At 46.1% G+C, this 23,324-nt stretch carries 27 protein-coding genes; 22 read left to right on the plus strand and 5 right to left on the minus strand.

Going from position 1 to position 23,324, the window contains the following annotated elements:
• The first annotated feature begins 48 nt into the window (after positions 1–48).
• The 6 genes from A7981_RS06025 to rnhB are packed head-to-tail and all read left to right on the plus strand — an operon-like array spanning position 49 to position 4,598.
• The gene (locus A7981_RS06025; protein WP_174545153.1) at positions 49–528 is read left to right on the plus strand and encodes an OmpH family outer membrane protein; all 480 of its coding nucleotides are present in this window, start codon (positions 49–51) and stop codon (positions 526–528) included.
• Positions 529–554: 26 nt separating this feature from the next.
• Entirely contained in the window at positions 555–1,610 is a 1,056-nt protein-coding gene (gene lpxD, locus A7981_RS06030; RefSeq protein WP_067265399.1) for a UDP-3-O-(3-hydroxymyristoyl)glucosamine N-acyltransferase, read from the plus strand.
• Between the two features lie 9 nt (positions 1,611–1,619).
• On the plus strand, positions 1,620–2,081 hold the full coding sequence (gene fabZ / locus A7981_RS06035; RefSeq protein WP_067265402.1) for a 3-hydroxyacyl-ACP dehydratase FabZ: 462 nt from the start codon (positions 1,620–1,622) through the stop codon (positions 2,079–2,081).
• Between the two features lie 10 nt (positions 2,082–2,091).
• Positions 2,092–2,874, plus strand: a complete 783-nt coding sequence (gene lpxA / locus A7981_RS06040; protein WP_067265405.1) for an acyl-ACP--UDP-N-acetylglucosamine O-acyltransferase — start codon at positions 2,092–2,094, stop codon at positions 2,872–2,874.
• A gap of 5 nt (positions 2,875–2,879) precedes the next feature.
• On the plus strand, positions 2,880–4,016 hold the full coding sequence (gene lpxB, locus A7981_RS06045; protein WP_067265409.1) for a lipid-A-disaccharide synthase: 1,137 nt from the start codon (positions 2,880–2,882) through the stop codon (positions 4,014–4,016).
• A 3-nt stretch (positions 4,017–4,019) separates the two neighbouring features.
• A complete protein-coding gene (gene rnhB, locus A7981_RS06050; protein WP_067265414.1) occupies positions 4,020–4,598 on the plus strand; it encodes a ribonuclease HII in 579 nt (192 codons plus the stop codon).
• Here rnhB and A7981_RS06055 read toward each other — a convergent pair.
• From A7981_RS06055 to A7981_RS06075, 5 genes are all read right to left on the minus strand, one after another.
• The gene (locus A7981_RS06055) at positions 4,590–5,279 is read right to left on the minus strand and encodes an SAM-dependent methyltransferase (protein WP_254258508.1); all 690 of its coding nucleotides are present in this window, start codon (positions 5,277–5,279) and stop codon (positions 4,590–4,592) included. The genes rnhB and A7981_RS06055 overlap by 9 nt on opposite strands.
• 17 nt (positions 5,280–5,296) lie before the next feature.
• On the minus strand, positions 5,297–6,745 hold the full coding sequence (locus A7981_RS06060; protein ID WP_067265421.1) for a DUF4139 domain-containing protein: 1,449 nt from the start codon (positions 6,743–6,745) through the stop codon (positions 5,297–5,299).
• 31 nt (positions 6,746–6,776) lie between these two features.
• Positions 6,777–7,364 (minus strand): Maf family nucleotide pyrophosphatase, encoded by a 588-nt coding sequence (locus A7981_RS06065; protein ID WP_067265425.1) that lies wholly within the window; start codon positions 7,362–7,364, stop codon positions 6,777–6,779.
• A gap of 149 nt (positions 7,365–7,513) precedes the next feature.
• Positions 7,514–9,352, minus strand: a complete 1,839-nt coding sequence (oadA, locus tag A7981_RS06070; protein ID WP_067265428.1) for a sodium-extruding oxaloacetate decarboxylase subunit alpha — start codon at positions 9,350–9,352, stop codon at positions 7,514–7,516.
• Between the two features lie 47 nt (positions 9,353–9,399).
• The gene (locus A7981_RS06075) at positions 9,400–10,818 is read right to left on the minus strand and encodes an acetyl-CoA carboxylase biotin carboxylase subunit (protein ID WP_067266624.1); all 1,419 of its coding nucleotides are present in this window, start codon (positions 10,816–10,818) and stop codon (positions 9,400–9,402) included.
• 153 nt (positions 10,819–10,971) lie between these two features.
• Here A7981_RS06075 and A7981_RS06080 point away from each other — a divergent pair, with 153 nt between their 5' ends.
• The 16 genes from A7981_RS06080 to A7981_RS06155 all read left to right on the plus strand — a co-directional run bounded on the left by A7981_RS06080 (position 10,972) and on the right by A7981_RS06155 (position 23,324).
• A complete protein-coding gene (locus A7981_RS06080; protein ID WP_067265430.1) occupies positions 10,972–11,466 on the plus strand; it encodes a DUF177 domain-containing protein in 495 nt (164 codons plus the stop codon).
• Between the two features lie 20 nt (positions 11,467–11,486).
• A complete protein-coding gene (gene rpmF, locus A7981_RS06085; RefSeq protein ID WP_067265432.1) occupies positions 11,487–11,666 on the plus strand; it encodes a 50S ribosomal protein L32 in 180 nt (59 codons plus the stop codon).
• Between the two features lie 83 nt (positions 11,667–11,749).
• Positions 11,750–12,817: a phosphate acyltransferase PlsX gene (gene plsX, locus A7981_RS06090; protein ID WP_256365546.1), complete on the plus strand. Its 1,068-nt coding sequence runs from the start codon at positions 11,750–11,752 to the stop codon at positions 12,815–12,817.
• Positions 12,814–13,767: a beta-ketoacyl-ACP synthase III gene (locus A7981_RS06095; protein WP_067265437.1), complete on the plus strand. Its 954-nt coding sequence runs from the start codon at positions 12,814–12,816 to the stop codon at positions 13,765–13,767. Before plsX ends, A7981_RS06095 begins: the two co-directional genes overlap by 4 nt.
• A 28-nt stretch (positions 13,768–13,795) precedes the next feature.
• The gene (gene fabD / locus A7981_RS06100; protein WP_067265440.1) at positions 13,796–14,722 is read left to right on the plus strand and encodes an ACP S-malonyltransferase; all 927 of its coding nucleotides are present in this window, start codon (positions 13,796–13,798) and stop codon (positions 14,720–14,722) included.
• Positions 14,723–14,733: 11 nt separating this feature from the next.
• Positions 14,734–15,468 (plus strand): 3-oxoacyl-ACP reductase FabG, encoded by a 735-nt coding sequence (fabG, locus tag A7981_RS06105; protein WP_067265443.1) that lies wholly within the window; start codon positions 14,734–14,736, stop codon positions 15,466–15,468.
• Between the two features lie 102 nt (positions 15,469–15,570).
• The gene (gene acpP, locus A7981_RS06110) at positions 15,571–15,807 is read left to right on the plus strand and encodes an acyl carrier protein (protein ID WP_067265446.1); all 237 of its coding nucleotides are present in this window, start codon (positions 15,571–15,573) and stop codon (positions 15,805–15,807) included.
• 84 nt (positions 15,808–15,891) lie between these two features.
• Positions 15,892–17,124: a beta-ketoacyl-ACP synthase II gene (fabF, locus tag A7981_RS06115; protein WP_067265449.1), complete on the plus strand. Its 1,233-nt coding sequence runs from the start codon at positions 15,892–15,894 to the stop codon at positions 17,122–17,124.
• Positions 17,125–17,458: 334 nt separating this feature from the next.
• Positions 17,459–18,298 (plus strand): aminodeoxychorismate lyase, encoded by an 840-nt coding sequence (pabC, locus tag A7981_RS06120; protein ID WP_067265453.1) that lies wholly within the window; start codon positions 17,459–17,461, stop codon positions 18,296–18,298.
• Positions 18,285–19,292, plus strand: a complete 1,008-nt coding sequence (gene mltG, locus A7981_RS06125) for an endolytic transglycosylase MltG (RefSeq protein ID WP_067265457.1) — start codon at positions 18,285–18,287, stop codon at positions 19,290–19,292. Before pabC ends, mltG begins: the two co-directional genes overlap by 14 nt.
• Positions 19,292–19,897, plus strand: a complete 606-nt coding sequence (tmk, locus tag A7981_RS06130) for a dTMP kinase (RefSeq protein WP_082889220.1) — start codon at positions 19,292–19,294, stop codon at positions 19,895–19,897. The genes mltG and tmk overlap by 1 nt, the downstream gene beginning before the upstream one ends.
• Positions 19,894–20,913: a DNA polymerase III subunit delta' gene (holB, locus tag A7981_RS06135; RefSeq protein ID WP_067265463.1), complete on the plus strand. Its 1,020-nt coding sequence runs from the start codon at positions 19,894–19,896 to the stop codon at positions 20,911–20,913. The genes tmk and holB overlap by 4 nt, the downstream gene beginning before the upstream one ends.
• Positions 20,910–21,299, plus strand: coding sequence for a PilZ domain-containing protein (locus A7981_RS06140; RefSeq protein WP_067265466.1), 390 nt, complete (start codon positions 20,910–20,912; stop codon positions 21,297–21,299). The genes holB and A7981_RS06140 overlap by 4 nt, the downstream gene beginning before the upstream one ends.
• Positions 21,300–21,342: 43 nt before the next feature.
• The gene (locus tag A7981_RS06145; RefSeq protein WP_067265470.1) at positions 21,343–22,125 is read left to right on the plus strand and encodes a TatD family hydrolase; all 783 of its coding nucleotides are present in this window, start codon (positions 21,343–21,345) and stop codon (positions 22,123–22,125) included.
• Positions 22,116–22,877 (plus strand): MBL fold metallo-hydrolase, encoded by a 762-nt coding sequence (locus A7981_RS06150; protein ID WP_067265473.1) that lies wholly within the window; start codon positions 22,116–22,118, stop codon positions 22,875–22,877. Before A7981_RS06145 ends, A7981_RS06150 begins: the two co-directional genes overlap by 10 nt.
• A gap of 78 nt (positions 22,878–22,955) precedes the next feature.
• Positions 22,956–23,324, plus strand: a complete 369-nt coding sequence (locus tag A7981_RS06155) for a hypothetical protein (protein WP_067265476.1) — start codon at positions 22,956–22,958, stop codon at positions 23,322–23,324.

Consider the following 23,324-nt stretch of genomic DNA (forward strand, 5'->3'; position numbering starts at 1 on the left):
TTTACTGAATATTTGGAGACACAATTGAATAAATTATTAAGAAGTTTGATGGTAGTAGCTAGTTTTGCCATGGTTTCGCAAGCAATGGCTGCAGATTTAAAAGTAGGTTATGTCCAAGTGGATAAGATTCTTCAAGAAGCCCCACAAACTGCAGAAAGCGGCAAAAAGCTCGAGAAAGAGTTTAGCCCTCGTAGCCAAGATCTTGATCGTATGCAAAAGCAGATCAAGGATCTTGAAACATCGCTTGATAAAGATAGCTTGACGCTTTCTGAGAATGATCGCCGCAATAAAGAGCGTGATGTTTCAAATCTGAAGATTGAGTTCCAGCGTAAACAGCGTGAATTGCGTGAAGATGTCAATCTTCGTAAGAATGAAGAGCTTGGTGCGCTTCAGGATCGCATCAATAAAGCGGTGACAGAAGTTGCTAAGACTGAAGGATATGATCTTGTCATCTATGGTGGCGTTGCGTTTGCAAGCCCTAAGATTGATCTTACAAGCAAAGTACTTCAATCTCTGGGTAAAAAATAATACATCACTAGACGATCTTTAGCCGGATGACTTTGCACTACTCCTTGCAGGAGATCGTTTCCCGATTTGGGGGCGAACTGATAGATGGCAATGCTGTTTCTATTTCCAGAGTCGCTTCTCTTGCTAATGCAGAAGAAGGACAGATCAGTTTTTTAACGGATTCTAAGTATCGCGCTTTATTAGCAACTACCCGCGCAAGTGCTGTGATCTTAAGCCATGATAATAGTGGCATCACAAATCTGCCACGTATTGTCACAGATAACCCGTATGCTTATTTTGCCAAAGTATCAGAGCTGCTTAATCCTGCCGTTAGCTATCAGGCAGGTATAGACCCCAGCGCGAACATTGCTGCTAGTAGTAAAATCCCTGAAACCTGCACAGTGCTGGCCAATGCCGTTATTTCAGCGGGCGTTACATTGGGTGACCATATTGTTATCGGGGCTGGTTGTATTATTGGTGAGGGCGTGCACATTGGTAGCGGTACTATTTTACAAGCAAATGTTGTGGTGTATCGCAACTGTGTGATTGGTCGCCATTGTATTATCGCGGCAGGTGTTGTGATCGGGGCTGATGGCTTCGGGTATGCAAATGATCAGGGGCAATGGGTGAAAATTCCCCAAGTCGGGCGCGTGATTATTGAAGACCATGTGGATATTGGGTCTAACACCAGCATAGATCGTGGCGCTCTAGATGATACGGTGATAGAAACAGGCGTGAAGCTGGATAACCTGATTCAGATTGGACATAATTGCCGTATTGGGGCACATACTGTCATCGCTGGTTGTGTGGGGGTTGCAGGTAGTGCACGTATCGGGAAGAGATGTCGTATCGGTGGAGCCGCCATGATACTAGGGCATCTGGATGTTGCCGATGATGTGACTATTTCGCCTGGCAGCATGATTACAAGGTCGTTGACTAAAGCAGATACTTATACAGCGCTGATGCCATTTCAGGCGCATGATGACTGGTTAAAGACAGCAGCAAATATACGGCGTCTCGGTGATATTTCAGAGCGCGTAAAAGAGCTTGAGCGAGAGCTCGAAAAACTTAAATTAAAAGCTAACCAGACAGATAAAAATTGAGGCGCAGAAATGAATGACACCGTCATTACCAGTATGGATATCCATGAAATTCTAGAGCATTTGCCGCATAGGTATCCATTTGTTTTGGTTGACCGTGTATTGTCTTTGGAAGTTGGCAAGGAAATCACAGCGATTAAGAATGTGACGATCAATGAGCCTTATTTCCCTGGGCATTTCCCATATCACCCAGTGATGCCAGGTGTTTTGATTGTAGAAGCGCTCGCACAAGCCGCTGCTATTTTGTCTTTTAAGACGATGAACACCAAACCTAGTGATGACTCAGTTTATTACTTTGCAGGCATAGATAGTGCACGATTCAAAAAACCGGTTTCTCCTGGGGATCAGTTGGTTCTCAAGGTCAGCATCGACCGTATACTACGCGGTATCTGGAAATATAAAGGCCAGGCATTGGTCGATGGTGTTGTTGTGGCCGAAGCCGAGATGATGTGTATCTTAAAAGCGATTGAATAACGTAATCAATATGACGCAACCTAAAATCCACCCAACTGCCCTTGTTGATGTATCGGCTGAGATTGATTCAAGTGTAGAAATTGGCGCCTATTCGATTATCGGACCCAATGTAAAAATCGCCAGTGGTAACCGTATCGGTAGCCATGTGGTGATTAAAGGGCCTACGACGATAGGCCGGGATAATCAGATATTTCAATTTTCATCCTTAGGTGAGGCACCGCAGGATAAGAAATATCGGGATGAACCTACCCAGCTTATCATCGGTGAGCGCAATACTATTCGAGAATTCTGTACATTCAACCGTGGCACGATCCAAGACAAAGGCATCACTAGTATTGGTAATGACAACTGGATCATGGCTTATGTGCATATTGCGCATGATTGCCAAGTCGGTAATAACACCATATTAGCGAATAACTCTTCGTTAGCTGGTCATGTAGACATGAACGACTATGCGATTCTAGGTGGGTTTACCTTGGTGCATCAATTCTGCAAAATCGGCTCACATGTCATCACTGCAGTGGGTTCGGTGGTGTTCAAGGATATTCCGCCTTATGTCACGGCTGCCGGTTATGATGCTAAGCCTCATGGCATCAATTCTGAGGGCTTGAAGCGTCGCGGATTTTCACCTGAGGCTATGTTGCAGATCAAGCGTGCTTACAAAGCTTTGTACCGTAATGGATTGACACTGGAAGAAGCAAAACAGGAAATCGCCAAACAGCATGTTGATTGCCCTGAGTTAGGCATCTTGGTTGATTTCCTCAATCATACAACACGCGGTATTGTCCGTTAAACACCATGCCGACTATTGGAATAGTGGCCGGAGAAGCATCCGGTGATTTACTTGGCAGTCACCTGATCCAGGCTTTAAAAAAGCATCGTCCTGATCTTGATTTTGTTGGTATCGCCGGACCTAAAATGATCAGCGAAGGTGCGCATTCGCTATTCCCGATGGAGCGTCTTTCTGTGCGCGGGTATATCGAAGTGTTAAGGCATTTGCCTGGATTGCTGAAAATACGCAAACAGGTGCTGCAGCATTTCTTGAAGAATCCGCCGGATATTTTCATTGGTATTGATGCGCCGGACTTTAACTTTGCATTAGAGCGCAAGCTTAAACGGAGCGGTATCAAGACATTCCATTACGTCAGCCCCTCAATATGGGCATGGCGCAAAGGGCGGATGGGGAAAATTAAACGGGCAGTTTCGCATATGCTGGCTTTGTTTCCTTTTGAGCCAGCCCTTTACGAGAAGGCCGGTGTTCCTGTGACTTATGTCGGTCATCCGCTGGCAGATATTCTGCCATTAGATCCCGATAAAAAAAATGCAAGAGAACACCTAAAGATCAAACCGCAGACAGTGGTTGTCGCGATGTTGCCGGGTAGCCGTCAAAGTGAAGTCAAGCAGCTAGCTGATCTATTTGTTAAAACCGCGAAGAAGATGCTCGAAACTAATGAAGATATACAGTTTCTTGTACCGCTCATTACGCGTGAAACCAGAACGATATTCGAACGTGCTATTTATGATAATCAGGATGAAGTGGCTCTGCCGATAAACATTCTGTTTGGGCATGCGCATATGGCAATGGAGGCCGCAGATGCAGTCGTTGTCGCATCAGGTACAGCCACATTAGAAGCAGCGTTGCTTAAGCGTCCTATGGTGATTACTTACCGTATGCCGTGGTTAAGCTGGCAGATACTCAAACGTATGAATTATCTCCCTTATGTCGGTTTGCCGAATGTGTTGGCAGGGCGCTTTGTCGTGCCAGAGTTATTACAGCATGATGCAACCCCTGAGAAATTAGCAGAAGCTACGCTCAAGGTATTAAGCGACAAAGACTTGATTAATGATATTCGCAACGAATTCATGAATATACATCATGCGTTGCGGCAAAATACCGAAGAGAAAGCTGCGCAGGCTATTTTAGCCCACCTCTAAGCCATGAATGAGGCTCATATGCTGATATGTGGCGTCGATGAAGCTGGGCGAGGGCCGTTGGCTGGTGCGGTATATGCCGCCGCAGTGATTCTTGACCCAGCTAGACCTATTGCAGGCTTAGCCGACTCAAAAAAACTTTCAGAAAAAAAACGTGATTTTCTAGCCCTACAGATCAAGGAGTTTTCTTTGTCATGGGCGATTGCCAGTAGTAGTGTTGAAGAAATTGATGAGATCAATATCCTTCAGGCCAGCCTATTGGCAATGCAGCGTGCGGTTGAGAAATTACATATCGTACCTGAAAAAATTATGGTCGATGGCTTGCATTGCCCTAAAGTCAGCATGCTTTCCGAAGCTATTGTAAAAGGGGATAGTAAGGTGCAGGAGATTGCAGCGGCCTCAATTCTAGCGAAAACGGCACGAGATCAGGCGCTGTATGCGTTGGATAAAATCTACCCTCAATATGGTTTTGCGCAACATAAAGGCTATCCAACTACAGAGCATATGCAGAAACTCATGCAATATGGGGTTTCGCCTATACACAGGCGCAGTTATGCCCCCGTCAGAAAGTTATTGCTAGGCTAGCAATAAAAACACACTAAGTTGCTTGTGCAGGTCAGGTAGAGGATTCTTTTTCCACTCTACGATAGTTTTGCTGATGATAGATTCAGTTCCCAAACTGATATTAGATGCTACGCAAAGCCTAGTTTCTGCATGGCAACTGGATAAGATATCTTCCAACATGTGCTGATTGCGATAAGGGGTCTCGATGAAAACCTGGGTTTCTTTATGCTGTCGTGAAGTCTTTTCTATCTCTTTTAGTTTATTGATGCGTGCGTTCTTTTCGCTTGGTAAATATCCCAAAAACGTAAAGCGCTGCCCATTGAAACCCGATGCCATAAGGCTTAGCAATATTGAGGACGGCCCAACCAGTGGCGCTACTCGGATATTTCTTTTATGCGCTAAAGCGGCCAGATTCGCCCCGGGATCGGCGATTCCCGGACAACCAGCATCTGACATGAGCCCGACATTTTTGCCATCCATTAACGGGCGCAACAATAGAGCTAATTCTTTTTCTTCAGTATGTTCATTGAGCGTTAGCAAAGTCAACTCACGGATAGGTGTGGGGTGTTTAATAGCACTCAAAAAACGCCGTGCAGTTTTTTCATCCTCAACGATGAAAGTATCCAGACTTTGTGCAATCGTGACGACATCTGGGGGCAGTGCCTTGCTAATAATGTCATCTCCCAGCGTAACTGGGATCATATAAAGAGTGCCTGCCATCAGTATTTAACTTGTACGCGATAGCTAAGTGTCGTTGAACCTTCAGCGGGTACTTCAACTTTCCATAAGGCAGTATTGCTGGTTGCTTTCGTGCTGGATTGGCTTTCTTTTAGAATCTTCCAGTCACCCGGAATCGGTTCCTGCACAGATATAATCACGCGCTCTTTCTTTGCATTCTTCAAAGTGATCTCATAAGCACTCTCATATAGATTATTCCCCTTTGCTGGGTTAGGTAGCTTTTTGAAGTCTGTTTGCTTTTTATCTGCTGTCACGTCAAAAGCTTCTCCGAGTTTTAAGCGAACGGTTTCATTCTTGGGAGTGTGGTCAATAGCATCTTCACCCACAAATTGGGCATTACCCGCACTGTCTTTTTTATAAACGCGTAAGATACCTTTAGGGAGTGGCATGCCGAGCTTAGATGACTCCTTGTTATCAAACTCGACAAACACGCCGACTTTCATTTTCTGTCCTAGATCGCCATAGCTGGATTGGTAGTAATAATCCGTACCTCGCAGTACAAGCTCCTTGCGTGCCGGTACGTTAGTGGCTGATAGTAAGGCGACTTGTTTCGTTTGGTTTTCTGACAGCGTAGTAGGGCGATCTAATGTATAGAGGTGATACTCTAGCAACGACTCTTCCGCCATTGGCACGACATCTGCCATCATCATCTCGGTTTTCCTTAAGGCTCTGATTGCTGGAGCATGTTGGGGAGCAACACGATTCACGTCGCCTGCAACCAACTGTAGTTTTGCATTACGATAGCTTGCACCACTTGAGTTCGTTAAGGTGACCCAGCCTGATAAATCCAGTTTATCTTCTGCGGGATTAAGCTCTGCTACGTAGTCGGCTTTCCACCCTAGGCCAGTTGTTAAATAACTAAGCTCTACATTCTGCTCATTAGTGTTCTTATTATTTAACTGAACGACGAGTGTAGGGCGGTCTCGGAGGTTTGCAGGGACGTCGTTGTAAACGATTCTACCTGGAACACCTGTTTCTATGCGGTTGCCTATCTTCAGAACAACGCCATTATTGGCCGAGAGTACTTCGGCCTGCTCAGTACTTTCAACACCTGTCGCAGGATTCGTTTTGATAATACTAACGGTCTTGCCTACATATTTCTCTAGTAGCTTTTCAGGCGTAAGTAGATCGAAATCGAAATTCTGTTCAAGTACAGAAAAACTACCTGCATTGCTTAAGCTGCGCAATAAGGCTGTCTCTGGCTGGATTTGTGCACTTACATCCCTCAAGGCCAAGCTATTCAAGCCACTTTTTAGCTTGACCTTGCGCTGGTCTTTGACTAAAGCAAGGTCGTTGTTGTAGATGGTAACGGCGACTTCTTGTTGATCCTGCAACGTATTCCGAACTTCGTCGGCATCTGCTGCATAGATGGATGTTGCATAAATAGCGGCTACACAACAAACAATCGCTGAAAGGGTAAATTTGAACATGATGATCTCCGTATTAGGCTTGCTTACTACGTTATATGACGTTTATGCCTTCATTGTTGAACATATTGATTAACGCAATGAGTGGTAGTCCGATTAATGCATTGGGGTCGGTGCCATGCATCGCTTTGATCAGTGAGATACCTAAGCCCTCTGATTTTGCGCTACCTGCACAATTGTAAGGCTGCTCGATGCGTAAATAATTCTCTATTTCTGCATCGCTTAGCTCACGGAAGTCGACGGTAAATGGCACTACCGCTGCCTGCATATTTTTTGTTTTTGCATTGTAAAGACATAGGGCACTATGGAATATCACACTGCGGCCACGCATCATCTGCAACTGTTTGACTGCATTCTCATGCGTGCCCGGTTTGCCTATTTGCATGCCATCTAGCGTGGCAACCTGATCACAGCCAATAATGAATGCCGCAGGGTAGTTTAAAGCAATCTTTAATGCTTTTTCTTGAGCTAGTCTCAAGGCGGTTTCTTCCGGTTTCTCAGTGTCTTTTGCGCGCTCATCGATCTCTGGCGAAACCGATATGAACGGTATTCTTAAGCGTTGTAGAAGCTCTTGCCGAAAAGGAGATGAAGACGCAAGAATGAGTTCAGTTGATGAGGACATAATGTATAGCGAAAGACAAAGTGGTATTTTGCCATACTACCAAGTTGACTGCTTCGATTGCTGCAAGCTTATCAGTGAGGGCTGCAAATAACAAAAAAGCCGACATCTGAGAACGTCGGCTTTTTTGTTTGCTTAATTACGGCTAATAATCAGGCAGGGCGTATTTCTAGTAAGGATTCATCTGGAGTGACTGTATCGCCTTTTTCCACATGAACAGCAACCACAATGCCTGATTTTGGCGCCTGAATCTCATTCTCCATCTTCATGGCTTCAATCACCAAGACGGCATCGCCTGCATTTACTTTGTCGCCAGCTTTGACTTTAACTTCTACAATACTGCCTGGCATCGCCGTTGTTACACAGCCTTCATGAGAAGGGCGTGGTCTGCCGCTGCTAGTCACGGCGGCAGCTTTTTTCTTAACACCACCGTTGCCGCCGGAAACTTCGATTTCACTCAAGGTCTCGACAACTACTTCCTCGGCTACACCGTCTACAGATACGTAGAATGGGCGTTGCTCTTCGCCTTGATGGCCGCTGCCGGTAAGTTTGATATGAAAAGTCTCGCCATGTAACGTGACATTGAACTCATTAGGGGCATAGCGTGCCGCAGTTGTAGAGGCTGCTTCTTTAGTGAGTAATGGGTCGGCTTTCAGCGTGCCTGCATTTCGCTCTTGCAAGAAGGTTTTAGCAAGGTCAGGGAACATCGCATAAGTCAGGATATCTTCTTCTGATTTAGCCAGGCCTTCAGTATCAAGCTTAAGCTTTTCCATTTCATCACCCAGTAAGTCAGCTGGGCGGCACTCGATTACCTTGGCGTCACCAACAGCCAGATTCTTTACGTCCGGGTTAACCGTACTTGGTGCTTTGCCGTATTGACCTAGTAAGTAATTTTTAACTTCATTGGTCACGGATTTGTAACGCGCACCTGTCATCACATTTAGGACTGCCTGTGTACCAACGATCTGTGAAGTAGGGGTGACAAGTGGAGGGTAGCCCAAGTCTTCACGCACGCGCGGAATCTCAGCTAATACCTCATCCATGCGGTTTAGTGCACCTTGCTCTTTAAGCTGGTTGGATAAGTTGGATATCATGCCACCTGGTACTTGGTTAACCAGTACGCGTGTATCAACGCCAGTAAACTCGCTTTCAAACTGCCAGTACTTCTTACGTACTTCGCGGAAGTAGGCAGCAATCTCTTGTAGCTTGCCTAGATCCAAGCCAGTATCAAACTCAGTTCCTTTCAATGCAGCAACTAAGCTTTCAGTAGTTGGCAAGCTTGCACCTTCCGCAAATGATGAGGTACAGCCGTCAATAATCGCCACGCCATTATCAACAGCACGCATCACTGACATGCTAGCCAGGCCGGAAGTGGCGTGCGCATGCAAATGAATAGGCAGCTTAACCTCTGCACGCAAGGCTTTTACAAGATTACCAGCGATCTCAGGAGTGAGTAAGCTGGCCATATCTTTAATGGCAATGGTGTCACAGCCAAAAGATTCTAATTCTTTGGCCAATGCTACAAAGTAAGGAATGCCATGCACGGGGCTAGTCGTGTAACTGATGGTACCTTCTGCATGCTTGCCGATTTTTTTAACGGCTTCGATAGATGTCTTAAGGTTGCGCAGATCATTCATCGCATCAAAAATGCGGAATACGTCAACACCATTGTCAGCAGATTTCTTTACAAATGCACGTACGACATCATCTGAGTAATGACGATAACCAAGCAAATTCTGCCCACGCAACAGCATTTGAATCGGTGTATTAGGCAGGGCTTTGCGTAGTTTCTTTAGGCGCTCCCAAGGGTCCTCTTTCAGGTAGCGCACGCAAGCATCAAAAGTCGCGCCGCCCCAAGTCTCTAATGACCAATATCCGATGTCATCTAACTTTGAGCAGATCGGCAACATATCATCTGTACGCATGCGTGTCGCAATTAACGATTGGTGACCATCGCGTAAAACTAGTTCAGAAACATATACTTTAGCCATATTTTTAACTTATCACTTTAAGATTTTGTTAAGGGTTAATTCAAAAATCAAATGCCTTCGTGCGCGGCAATCGCTGCAGATATTGCCGCAGCGATCAATTCGCGGGGGAAGTCTGTTTCATAGTTGATCAGCTCGGGGTGTGCCTCTACAAAGCTGGTATCGAACTTCGCGCCCCTGAAATCAGGATGTTTCAAGATTTCCTGATAGTAAGGGATGGTGGTTTTTACACCATAGACGACCATGTCGTTCAATGCGCGGCGACCTCGTTCAATCACGCCATCCCAATTCAATGCCCATACTGTAAGTTTCGCGCACATCGAGTCATAGTAAGGGGGGATGATATAGCCACTATACATCGCCGCATCCATACGCACACCAGGGCCACCTGGCGCGTAATAGCGTGTGATCTTGCCGAAGCTTGGCAGAAAATCATTTTTGGGGTCTTCAGCGTTGATGCGGAACTCCATGGCAAAGCCACGGAAATGCACATCTTTTTGCTTGTACTGAAGTTCAAGATTATCCGCTACGCGAATCTGCTCCTGAACGATATCAATACCCGTAATCGTTTCTGTGACGGTGTGTTCTACCTGAAGACGCGTATTCATCTCCATAAAGTAGAAGCTGTTGTCAGAATCTAAAAGGAATTCAACCGTGCCCGCATTCTCATAACCGACGGCTTTTGCCGCTTTAACTGCCAAGCTGCCAATATAGTCACGCTGGGCATTGCTTAATTGTGGTGAAGGCGCTATTTCAATCAATTTTTGATTACGGCGCTGGATCGAACAGTCGCGCTCAAATAAATGAATGACGTTGCCATGGCTATCGCCGAGGATCTGCACTTCTATATGGCGAGGGTTAACCACGCATTTTTCAAGGAATACTTCGGGTTTTCCGAATGCTTTGCTGGCCTCTGAAATTACACGGTCATAATTTCCAAGAAGCTCTTTTTCATCATTGCAGCGACGAATGCCACGTCCGCCACCACCATTGGTGGCCTTCAACATGACGGGGTAGCCAATTTTCTTGGCAAGCGCCTGCGCCTCGGCTAAATCTTTGAGATTGCCCTCACTGCCAGGCACACAGGGAATGCCAGCGCCAATCATGGCATTGCGTGCTTGAATCTTATCGCCCATTTGGCGAATGACTTTTGCTGAAGGGCCGATGAACTTGATGCCGCGCCGGGCGCAGATTTCAGCAAGCTCAGGATTTTCAGAAAGGAATCCATATCCCGGGTGAAGTGCATCACAGCCTGAAGCCACAGCCAGATTGACGATGTTATGGGCATTCAAATAGCCAACCACAGGATCAGAGCCTATGTTATAAGCTTCGTCTGCTTTCTTAACATGCAGCGCATGGCGGTCGGCATCTGAGTATATGGCAACAGACTTAATGCCCATCTCGGAACAAGCGCGAACTATACGCACGGCGATCTCGCCGCGATTTGCAACTAGAATTTTCTTGATCACGCTATAGACCTGATTTTGACACGGGAACGATGTGATTATATCATGCGCGCCTTGTAGCTGCACTATCTAATAACCTTGCTTAAGTGACTTTGCGGCTTGCTTGTAAGCAATACTGGCTCTGGTTAAGCCGTTAACTTGATAGGTATAGGTAGCATGATTATCAATAACATTGAATTTGCGCGAAAAGCGCTTGAATTCCATGATACAATCGCGGTTTCGCAATTTTTGCGCCTACATGATGCGATAGCGTCGGATAAAGGTGCATTGAATTGGCACTTGCTAGGTAGTGTTGACTCTGGCGGCAAGATGACTCTGCAATTGCAGGTTCAAGGTAGCCTAGAGTTGATATGTCAGCGCTGTTTAGAGCCTTTTGAATTTAACTTGGATATTTACTCCAAGTTTATTTTGGTGATGAATGAAAGCGACATCCCATCAGAAGATGATGATTCTGGTGATGAAGATTACCTGCTTGCGGATACGCAAATGCAAGTGAATGAATTAATTGAAGACGAGATTTTATTGGCGTTACCACTGGCTCCCAAGCACGATGATGAAGATTGTAGTGCAAGCGATAAGGTGAATGCGTTAAAGAAACCAAGTCCATTTGCGGTGCTGCAGGGTCTTAAGACTGGCAAGAACCAAAATTAACAGATATTTAAGGAGTAATCATGGCCGTTCAACAAAACAAGAAGTCGCCATCTAAGCGTGGTATGCATCGTTCACACGATTTTTTAACAAACCCACCATTGGCCATTGAGCCAACAACTGGTGAGACACATTTGCGTCACCACGTTAGCCCAAGCGGTTTTTATCGTGGTCGTAAGGTATTGCCTTCAAAAGGCGAGTAAATCAGATTGTTTTGCATATTGCGCCGAATCATTTCATTTGATTCGGCGCTTTGTTTATCTAGTACCGGAATATTGAGCAAACCTTGAGCGTAGATATAACCGTTGCAATTGATGCCATGGGCGGTGACCATGGCCCTCATGTTACTGTGCCCGCTGCATTGCAGGCGTTAAAGCAGGATGAGGATATCAATATTATCCTAGTCGGTCTTTCCGAAGTTATCCAAGCAGAGCTTGCTGCACATAAGGCTAGCGTGGGGCCGCGTTTGCGTATCCATCACGCGACCGAAGTCGTCACCATGGACGAGTCTCCACAGAGCGCCTTAAAGAATAAAAAAGATTCTTCTATGCGCGTCGCGATCAATCTGGTTAAAAGTGGTGAGGCCAATGCCTGTGTTAGCGCTGGCAATACTGGCGCATTAATGGCTACTGCACGTTATGTGCTGAAGACGCTTCCAGGAATTGATCGGCCTGCCATCGCCGGTATGCTGCCTAACAAAAAAGGCATGACGTATATGCTGGATTTAGGAGCAAATGCCGACTGTACCGCAGAGCACTTGCTTCAGTTTGCCATCATGGGTGCCATGTTGGTGTCATGTGTTGAGCATAAGGAGCGCCCAAGTGTGGGTTTGCTGAATATTGGCTCTGAAGACATAAAAGGCAACGAAGTGGTGAAGCAGGCCGGAGAGTTGTTGCGTGCGAGCCATCTTAACTTCTACGGTAACGTTGAAGGCAATGACATCTATAAAGGCACAACAGATCTTGTGGTCTGTGATGGTTTCGTTGGCAATGTCACACTAAAGGCATCTGAGGGACTTGCGCAGATGATGGGTGGCTTTATCAGTCAAGAGTTCAAACGTAATATATTCACAAAACTCATGGCGCTTGCCGCTATGCCAGTGCTCAAGGCGTTTAAGAAGCGTCTTGATCCACGTCGTTACAATGGCGCAAGCTTTTTAGGATTGCGCGGCATCGTGGTGAAAAGCCATGGTGGTGCTGATAGCTTTTCGTTTCTGCATGCCATACATACTGCGGTTGAAGAGTCGCGTAGTGGCGTTTTACGCCGTATCACAGAGCAGCTTGAGATAGAGCACATCAATACAAAGGCAGCAGCCATTCAAGAGCCTGATGCTGCCGCAAAGGTTTTAGCATGACATATTCACGTATTGCAGGCACAGGCAGCTATTTGCCAGAGCGCATTCTGACTAACGCCGAACTCGAGTCTATGGTCGATACCACGGATGAGTGGATTGTCACGCGCACAGGTATCCGCGAACGTCATATCGCAGCTGATGGTGAATTTACGAGCGATTTGGCTTTGCAAGCATCATTGAAGGCAATTGAGGCTGCGGGTATTGACGCGCAAGAGATCGATCTGATTATTGTGGCGACGACAACACCTGATCGTGTTTTCCCAAGCACGGCTTGTTTGCTGCAAGAAAAACTGGGCATTGCAAAATTTCCTGCATTTGATATTCAGGCTGTGTGTAGCGGTTTTGTCTACGCTTTGGCTACAGCCGATAAATTCATTAAGACTGGTGCAGCCAATTGTGCGCTGGTCGTAGGTGCAGAAACCATGTCTCGCATTACTGACTGGACAGACCGCAGTAATTGTATTCTTTGGGGCGATGGTGCTGGTGCCGTGATCCTCAAGCGCGATGAAACTGCTGGCATTCTTTCTACCCATTTACATGCAGATGGTAGCTATAGCAAGCTATTAGAAGTGCCTTCAGGCGTATCAAAACGTGAGGGCAGCAAGACTATTCATATGGAAGGCAATCCGGTCTTTAAGGTGGCAGTCAACACGCTTGATGCAATCGTGGATGAGACCTTGGAAGCTAATAATCTTGAGAAATCAGATATAGATTGGCTCGTTCCACATCAAGCTAATATTCGTATTTTGCAGTCAACTGCCAAAAAATTGGGAATGACGATGGATAAGGTTGTCGTGACAGTGGACCGTCATGGCAATACTTCTGCAGCATCTATCCCATTGGCTTTAGATGTCGCAGTTAGAGATGGTCGTATCAAGCGTGACGAGATGATATTGATGGAAGCTTTCGGTGGTGGTTTCACCTGGGGCTCCGTGCTCATGAAATATTAAGTCAACTTAAGCTAATAAAGAGATATTAATGAAATTTGCTTTTTTCTTTCCCGGTCAAGGTTCGCAATCAGTCGGTATGATGCAAGGTTTTGGTGATCTTGCCGTCATTCGCGATACATTTGTTGAGGCTTCTGATGTATTAGGTGCAGATTTTTGGCACATGGCGACAGAACCTAACGAAGCACTTAATCAGACAACCAATACGCAGCCTTTGATGTTAACGGCTGGCATTGCTACTTGGCGCGCATGGCAAGCGCAGGGCGGTGCTATGCCAAACATCCTAGCTGGCCATAGCCTAGGCGAGTACACAGCGCTTGTAGCAGCTGGCATCGTCGAATTTAAAGATGCATTGCCTTTGGTTAAATATAGAGCCGAAGTCATGCAAAATGCCGTGGCTGAAGGTGTTGGTGCAATGGCTGCGATACTAGGTTTGGATGATGATGTCGTGCGTGCCGTATGCGCGGAAGCCGCACAAGGTGAAGTACTTGAGGCTGTCAATCTTAACTCGCCAGGTCAAGTGGTGATTGCTGGGCATAAGGCCGCTGTAGAGCGCGGCATGGAGCTAGCCAAGGCTAAGGGTGCTAAGCGTGCATTGCCGCTTCCTGTCAGTGTGCCATCTCATTGTGCATTGATGAAGCCCGCTGCAGATGCATTAAGTCTTTACCTTAAGGATGTTGCTTTTAGCGCAGGCAAAATACCTGTGCTGCATAATGCAGACGTTGCATCCTACAGTGAGCCTGAAAAAATAAAAGATGCCTTAGTGCGTCAGCTATATAACCCTGTGCGCTGGGTAGAGACAGTGCAGGCTGTCTATGCGCAAGGAATAACCGCAAGTGCTGAATGCGGACCCGGCAAAGTCTTGGCCGGACTCACTAAGCGCACGGTCGCAGAATTATCGTGTATCGCTTTGATTAACCAAGAAGCTTTGGTTGAAGCCAAAACACAGTTCAATTAAAAGAGGATCAAATGCTACAGGGACAAATCGCATTAGTAACTGGCGCGAGTCGTGGGATAGGCGCTTCAATCGCATTAGAGCTTGCAAAACAAGGCGCTAAGGTGATCGGCACCGCTACAACAGATGCAGGCGCTGCAAAGATTTCAGAGGCATTAGCCGGTGTGAATGGAATTGGCATGATGCTCGATGTCAATGATGCTGCTCAGGTCGAAGCTACGCTTAAGTCGATTGCTGAGCAGTTCGGCGATGTGAGTATTTTAGTCAATAATGCTGGCATCACACGTGATGGCTTGTTGATGCGCATGAAGGATGATGATTGGGATGCTGTGATCTCGACCAACCTGACATCTGTTTACCGTATGTCGCAAGCTGTGATACGCCCAATGATGAAAGCAAAGGCTGGACGTATTATCAATATTTCTTCCGTAGTCGGGCATATGGGCAATGCCGGACAGACTAACTATGCGGCTACAAAAGCAGGCATGACAGGCTTCACCAAATCATTAGCGGCAGAGTTGGGTAGCCGTGGCATTACTGTAAACTGTGTGGCGCCTGGTTTTATTGATACGGATATGACACGTGAATTGCCAGAAGCGCACCGTGAAGAACTATTAAAACGTATACCGCTTGGTCGTTTAGGTCAGGTTGAAGATATTGCTGCTGCTGTAGTGTTTTTGGCTTCTCCATCAGCGGGTTACATCAGCGGCGAGACTATCCATGTTAACGGTGCTATGTACATGGCCTAATGCCATTTACATAAAAACGTTAATCAGTTTTTTGAAATCCTCAGGACTTTTGTTAGAATAGCCTGAGCTTTTGTAAGCTACATAACTTGAAAGGGAATTTAGATGTCTGACATCGAACAACGCGTTAAAAAGATCGTAACCGAACAGCTGGGTGCAAATGAAGCTGATGTAAAGAATGAATCTTCATTTGTTGATGACTTGGGTGCCGATTCGCTCGATACCGTAGAGTTAGTGATGGCCCTTGAAGAAGAGTTTGACTGTGAGATTCCAGACGACGAAGCTGAAAAAATCACCACAGTTCAACAAGCGATTGACTACGTCACCGCAAACCTCAAGTAATACTCCTTTTTACTTATCAGATTTAAATGCTTGGTACTGATTGCCTTACTATGGGCGATCAGGTCAGGCATTTAACTAAAAAGCATGCAAAAACGCAGAGTCGTAGTGACAGGCCTAGGCGTTGTGTCACCAGTTGGTATTGGTGTTCAAGCGTCTTGGTCTGATCTGATCGCCGGAAAATCCGGCATCACCAGAATCACCAAATTCGATCCTACTAATTTCGCCTCGCAAATCGCGGGAGAAGTTAAAGGTTTCGACGTATCTCAATTCCTGCCAGCAAAAGAAGCCCGCCGTATGGATACATTCATACAGTACGGTATGGCTGCCGGGATTGAGGCCGTCAGAGATTCCGGCATCGAAGTGACAGAAGAAAACGCCGAGCGTATCGGGGTTTCTATTGGCTCAGGTATCGGTGGGCTACAACTCATCGAAGAAACTGATGCCGTTTATCAAGAATCTGGCCCACGTAAAATAGGTCCGTTCTTTATTCCCGGCACGATCATTAACATGATCTCAGGCAATCTCTCGATCATGTATGGATTTAAAGGTCCCAATATCGCAATTGTGACTGCTTGTACTACCGGCACGCACTCTATTGGGGATGCTGCCCGGATGATCGAGTATGGCGATGCTGATGTGATGGTCGCCGGTGGTGCTGAAGCTGCTATTACCCAGTTGGGTGTAGGTGGTTTTGCTGCTGCTCGTGCATTATCGACACGCAATGATGATCCTGCAACCGCCAGTCGACCTTGGGATAAAGACCGTGATGGCTTTGTCATCGGTGAGGGCGCTGGCGTCATGGTGCTTGAAGAGTATGAGTCAGCTAAAAAGCGTGGTGCCAAGATATATGCTGAATTGATCGGTTATGGTATGAGTGCTGATGCCTACCACATGACTGCGCCTAATATGGATGGTCCACGCCGTTCAATGCGTAATGCACTGAATAATGCAGGCGTTACTCCTGATCAGGTGCAGTTCGTGAATGCGCATGGTACATCTACGCCGCTTGGCGATGCGAATGAGACTGGTGCAATTAAGGCAGCATTTGGGGATCACGCAAAGAAATTGGTAGTGAACTCGACCAAGTCGATGACAGGACATTTATTAGGTGGGGCAGGTGGTTTAGAGTCTGTATTTACAGTGCTTTCAATCTACAATCAGATTTCTCCACCAACGATTAATATCTTTAATCAAGATCCTGAATGTGATCTTGATTACTGCGCGAATGTAGCGCGTGATATGAAGATAGATATCGCACTTAAAAATAATTTTGGATTCGGCGGAACTAACGGAAGCTTGGTATTTAAAAAAATATAAGCCCAGTCATACAGTTAGTTGCTCTTTTGAATTCTTTAAATTAAAGCCCTGAAATAAATAATCAGGGCTTTTTTATGCACAGTTATGTTGCATGTTACGAAATTGTGAGCAATTAGAGAGCATTGCATTTAAGAAATTATCTAACTTATTGAATATTAAAGATTTTTAAATTTGCTCAATTTGTAACCATTAATCAAAAAAGCTAATCAGAATCGAGGGTTAGCCTCTCTATTCGATGCTTTTCCACAAAACTATCCACAGCTTCTGTGGAGTGGAAAAATGTGTATTTTTGCATGCTGACAAAATACTTAAGGATCGTTGGTAGAATATATCCATGGCTACTTCAAGTGCACAAGATGTATTGATAAATGGCAAGCGTGATGCTGCCTTATCTCCTTTGGATCGCGGCTTAGCGTACGGGGATGGCGTATTTCGGACGATGTTGGTCAGAAAAGGTATTCCTTGTGTTTGGGATCTGCACTATAAAAAACTTGTAGATGATTGCAATGCATTGGGTATTGTCTGTCCAAGTGGTGATCAATTAATGGGCGATATTGATAAACTCTTTAGCAAAAAAGAGGATGCCGTTGTAAAAATCATCATTACCCGCGGTGAGAGTATTCGTGGGTATGCCTTGCCCCCATTAGCTCAACCCAGTCGCATTGTCATGCGTTCAACTATGCCTGCGTATCCTGCAAGCTACATAAGTGAGGGCGTTAAACTACATTTATGCGATTTGAAGTTATCGCACCAGCCATTGCTTGCTGGAATCAAGCATCTGAATAGGCTTGAGAACGTATTGGCGCGTACGGAGTGGCAGGATGCAACCATCGCTGATGGGCTGATGCTCGATATAAAAGGGTTAGTCATCGAAACCACCGCCAGTAATCTATTTGCCCGTTATGATCAGCTGTTAGTGACGCCTGATTTGAGCCAGTGCGGTGTAGCTGGCGTGACCAGACAGCGTATCATCGACCAAGCATCTAGCTTGGGATTTGAAGTTAAGATTGCAGATATAGCACTCTCAGAACTGATGCAGGCGGACGAAATCATCACATGTAACAGTCTTTATGGTACATGGCAAGTAAGGGAGTTAAATCATCATATTTGGCCCAAGCAATACTTAGCTAACCAATTACGTCAATTTTTACAGGTAACAGATGCGCTTAATTAATCGACTACTTTTTCTTGCAGTATTTTCATCGATATTGCTTGTTGTTTGGATGATCTACTTTGCAACCACGCCCATTAGTTTGCAAACAGATGCTGAAGAGTTTGATTTAAAGGCTGGCAGCAGCCTTAGAAGCGTAGGCCAGCAGTTAGCTGACCAAAATGTGTTGAAAGAGCCATGGAGTTTTGTGCTGCTGGTGCGGGCATTTGGCCGGGCTGGAGACGTAAAGGCGGGCAATTACCTGATTGAGACTGGTATTACACCTTATGATCTTTTCGTTATCTTAACCAATGGCAATACGTCCCAATCCAGTATCACTTTTATCGAGGGCTGGACATTTGCCCAGATGCGTACTGCACTGAACAACAATAATGATGTGAAGCATATGTCGATGGCATATACGGATCAGCAGATTCTAGAAGAGCTTGGGGCAGATGAAGCCTATGCGGAAGGTCTGTTCTTTCCAGATACTTATTACTTTAGCCGTAACTCTAGTGATAAGGATATCCTGAAGCGTGCATATCAAGCTATGCAAACCAAACTCCTGACGGCTTGGGAAGGGCGCGATAAGAGCTTGCCGTATACATCACCTTACCAAGCCCTTATCATGGCTTCTATCGTTGAGAAAGAAACAGGCAAAGCAAGCGAAAGGCCGCTGATTGCCGGGGTATTCTTGCACAGATTAAAATTAGGTATGCGTTTGCAAACAGATCCATCCGTCATTTATGGCATGGGGGATAGTTTCGACGGCAATATACGTAAAAAAGACCTGCTTGCTGACACGCCTTATAATACCTATACACGTACCGGTTTGCCGCCTACACCTATCGCAATGCCAGGGCATGGTGCGATAGAGGCAGCATTGCATCCTGCGAATACGAATGCATTATATTTTGTCGGGCGAGGGGATGGCAGCCATGTATTCTCAGCCACCTTGGCTGAACACAATCGTGCAGTGGTGCAGTACCAGATCAGACCTAATGCGAAGGCTAGATGATGTGTGGTAAATTCATCAGTTTAGAGGGGATGGATGGTGCGGGTAAAAGCACCCATATCCCTACAATATTGAATGCGCTTAAACTACGTGGTGCCGAAGTCGTGTCCACCCGCGAACCAGGTGGCACATTGCTGGGGGAGCAACTGCGTGAATTACTGCTACAGCAAGATATGCATCCAGAAACAGAGGCATTGCTGATGTTTGCCGCAAGGCGTGAGCATATTGCCCAAGTCATCGAGCCGGCATTGGTACGTGGGGCTTATGTGGTCACAGACCGCTTTGCGGATGCAAGCTTTGCCTACCAATGTGGTGGACGAGGCATCTCTTTTGAAAAAATGCTGGATTTGGAATCATGGGTGCAAGGCGGCTTACAGCCTGATGTCACTTTGCTTTTTGATGTGCCAGTCGAAGTTAGTATTCAGCGTTTAGCCAGCGCTAGGGCGCCAGATAAGTTTGAAAGGGAAACTGCAGATTTCTTCAATAGAATCCGCAATGCTTATTTGCGCCGTGCCGCTGATTGCCCTGAAAGATTCCGTGTGATTGATGCAAACCGTGATATTGATGCTGTCAGGCAATCAGTAGAAGAAATTGTTGCCTCCATATGAGTGAAGAAATCTATCCATGGCAGGCTGATATATGGAAGCGCTTGTATACTGCCCGCGATCGCCTACCTCATGCATTGCTGCTCCGGGGTAAGCCGGGCATAGGAAAGCTGGATTTCGCAATCGCTTTAACGCGAGCACTGCTTTGTGAGACCCCCAAAGACTCTGGTCATGCCTGCAACCAATGTGCGAGCTGCAACTGGTTCAGCCAGAACAATCACCCTGATTATCGATTGCTAAGCCCCGAGCAAGATGCTACATCGGGGGAAGATGATGCGCCAGTGCCAGCAAAAACTAGCAAGAAGACACAAATCTCGATTGCCCAAGTGCGTGAGCTGGGCACTTTTCTTGAGTTATCCAGCCATCGCAATAGTGGGCGCCGCATTATCCTCGTCAACCCTGCTGAAGGGTTGAATCAGGCTTCAGCTAATGCATTGCTCAAAGTGCTTGAAGAACCGCCGCAAGGCGTGATATTCATTCTTGTGACGCATCAGCCGCAAAGACTTTTGCCTACTATTATGAGTCGTTGCCAGAAGATCGATATGCCTGTGCCTGATGAGCAGGCTGCATTAGACTGGCTAGCCGAGAAAGGTATTAAAGAGGCTAAAAAGCGACTGGACTATGCGGGCGGCTCTCCATTGCTGGTTTTGGGTGATGGGGAGAGCAGTAATAAATTAACGGATATCTGGCAGATGCTTGCCCGTGGTGCGAAGCTTGATCCGTTTGCTTTAGCACCTTTGTGTGTATCGCTCGGTATGGATGTCGCCGTAAACACGATGCAAAAGTGGATATATGATTTGGTGGCATGCAGGCTGGCTGAAAAAATCCGTTATCACAGCCATTTAGCTACTTCTTTGCAAGCGTTGGCTAAAAGCGTAGACTTAGCCATGTTGTTGGATTTTCAGAGAAAGCTGGATGAAGCCAGAAAATCAGCTAATCATCCGCTTAATAATGAGTTGCAGCTAGAAAGCCTCTTGCTTCAATATATACAATTATTTTCAAGGAATGTTCGAGCTTGAGCACACCAGCACCTTCTCCTGAACAAATTGCCGCTGCAGGAAATAGCGCACCAAAGCCCGGCGTATTATCTCTCGCTATTAAAGAAAAAGCCGCGTTATATGCAGCTTATATGCCTTTTGTCAAAGGCGGTGGCTTGTTTATTCCAACGAATCGAGTCTATAAGATCGGTGATGAGGTCTTTATGCTTCTCACACTGGTTGATGATCCATTGAAGCTTAAAGTGGTGGGGCATGTGATTTGGGTAACCCCGATTGCGCAAGGTGGCCGCCCACAAGGTATCGGTGTGCAATTCAGCGACAAGGATGGTGGTGTCGAAGCGCGCAATAAGATAGAGGCATTACTTGGCAGCGCCCTTAAGTCCACCCGCCCAACCCATACGATGTAGTTGTAAAAGTATTATCTCTTTTTCCAAATTCTAGAGTAGCTAAATGCTGGTCGATTCACACTGTCATCTTAATTTTCCTGAGTTAGCCAATAATATGGACGCAGTGCGCCAATCCATGTTGGATAATGGCGTGGGGCATGCATTGTGTGTGTCTGTGACATTAAAGGATTTTCCGCAAGTGCTGGCCGTTGCTGAGGCCAATGAGAATATGTATGCGTCAGTTGGCGTGCACCCAGACTATGAGGGTGAAGGCGTCACCACAGTCGAGCAGTTGGTATCGCTGGCGAATCATCCAAAAGTCGTGGCCATTGGCGAGACAGGGCTTGATTATTTTAGACTGACAGGGGATCTAGAGTGGCAGCGAGAGCGTTTTCGCACACATATCCGCGCTGCGATCCAGACACAAAAACCATTGATTATCCATACGCGTGCTTCGGCCGATGACACGATCCGTATCATGCGTGAAGAGAATGCACAGCTTATCGGCGGCGTGATGCATTGTTTTACAGAAAGTCTGGATATCGCACTACAGGCGATCGAGCTAGGATTTTATATCTCCTTTTCGGGTATTGTGACGTTCAAGAATGCTACTTCGTTAAAAGAAGTAGCACAGCATGTGCCATTAGATCGTATGCTGGTCGAAACAGATTCACCATACCTTGCCCCCATGCCTTTTCGCGGAAAAACCAACCAGCCAGCCTATGTGAAATACGTGGCAGAAGAAATAGCAAGGTTACGTAACATCCCTGTGGAAGAGGTTGCCAAAGCAACCACCGAGAATTTCTTCCGGCTTTTTAAACAGGCCAAACCGGCATTATGCAACTGACCGTATTGGGGGTCGGCTCCAGCGCTGGTACTCCAGTCATCGGATGCCAGTGTGCTACATGCACTTCTAATCATCCAAAGAATAAAAGAACACGTTGCTCTAGCGCTATTACCTTGGCGTCTGGTGAGGTCATTCTCATCGATACGGGACCTGATCTGCGTAGCCAGGCATTGCGTGAGGGGATGAAGCGTGTAGATGCCATTCTATATACGCATACCCATGCGGATCACCTGCATGGCATTGATGATCTGCGTGCTTTCTGCCAACTGCAAAAACACCAGATTCCCCTATACGGTAAACAGGATGCGATGGATCATATCGCAGCAAAATTCGGCTATACCTTACGTGAGCCGAGTGATTACTGGGATCTGCCTGTTTTAAGTGTGAATGCGATAGAGCAATCATTCGAGCTATTTGGCATGACTGTGACACCTATTCCAGTGAAGCACGGTCGCCTCGATATATTTGGCTACCGTATTGGCAATATGGCTTATCTCACCGATGTCTCCGAGATACCTGAAAGCTCATTTGAGCTATTGCAAGGGCTTGATATCCTGCTGTTGGATTGTTTACGCTATACACCGCACTATACGCATATCAATCTGGAACAAAGTCTTGCCTATGCGAGTCTTATCAATGCCCAAAATACATATCTCATTCATATGACGCATGAAATGGAATATGATGCGCTCACTGAAAAATTACCCCAGCATGTGCATGTAGGGTTTGACGGAATGAAACTGGATTTTTAAATTGGCTTATTAGCCTCTCAGCAGGCATAAGCTAAAAATGCGATAATCGCGCCACTTAACCTGAATTAGGAAATAAAGATGCTTTTGACTAAAAGAATATCGATCGTTGTCATGCTTGCTACGCTGGTCACGTCATTCTCTGTTTTTGCTGCCGAGCCGATAAAAAAATCATTCACTGAGACTGAATTCTTATCTGCATTTAGTGGAAAATCCCGCAAGGTAGTGATGGAAAAGCTAGGCGCTCCAGCGAAGAAAGAGCAATCAGTTCGCCCTTCGAATGCCGAAGGTGTGATTGGCCGTCCTGTAGACAGCTCTAAGCCTGTGAATGTTGAGATGTGGTACTACAGCAATAAAGTGGAATACGCGCCTAAGAAGTTATACAAAATGACAGAGCTCACTTTTGTGAATGACCGTTGCATGAATATCGCATTTTTTAACAAAAAGTAA

This window comes from Methylovorus sp. MM2 (assembly GCF_001648895.1).
GTDB lineage: Bacteria > Pseudomonadota > Gammaproteobacteria > Burkholderiales > Methylophilaceae > MM1.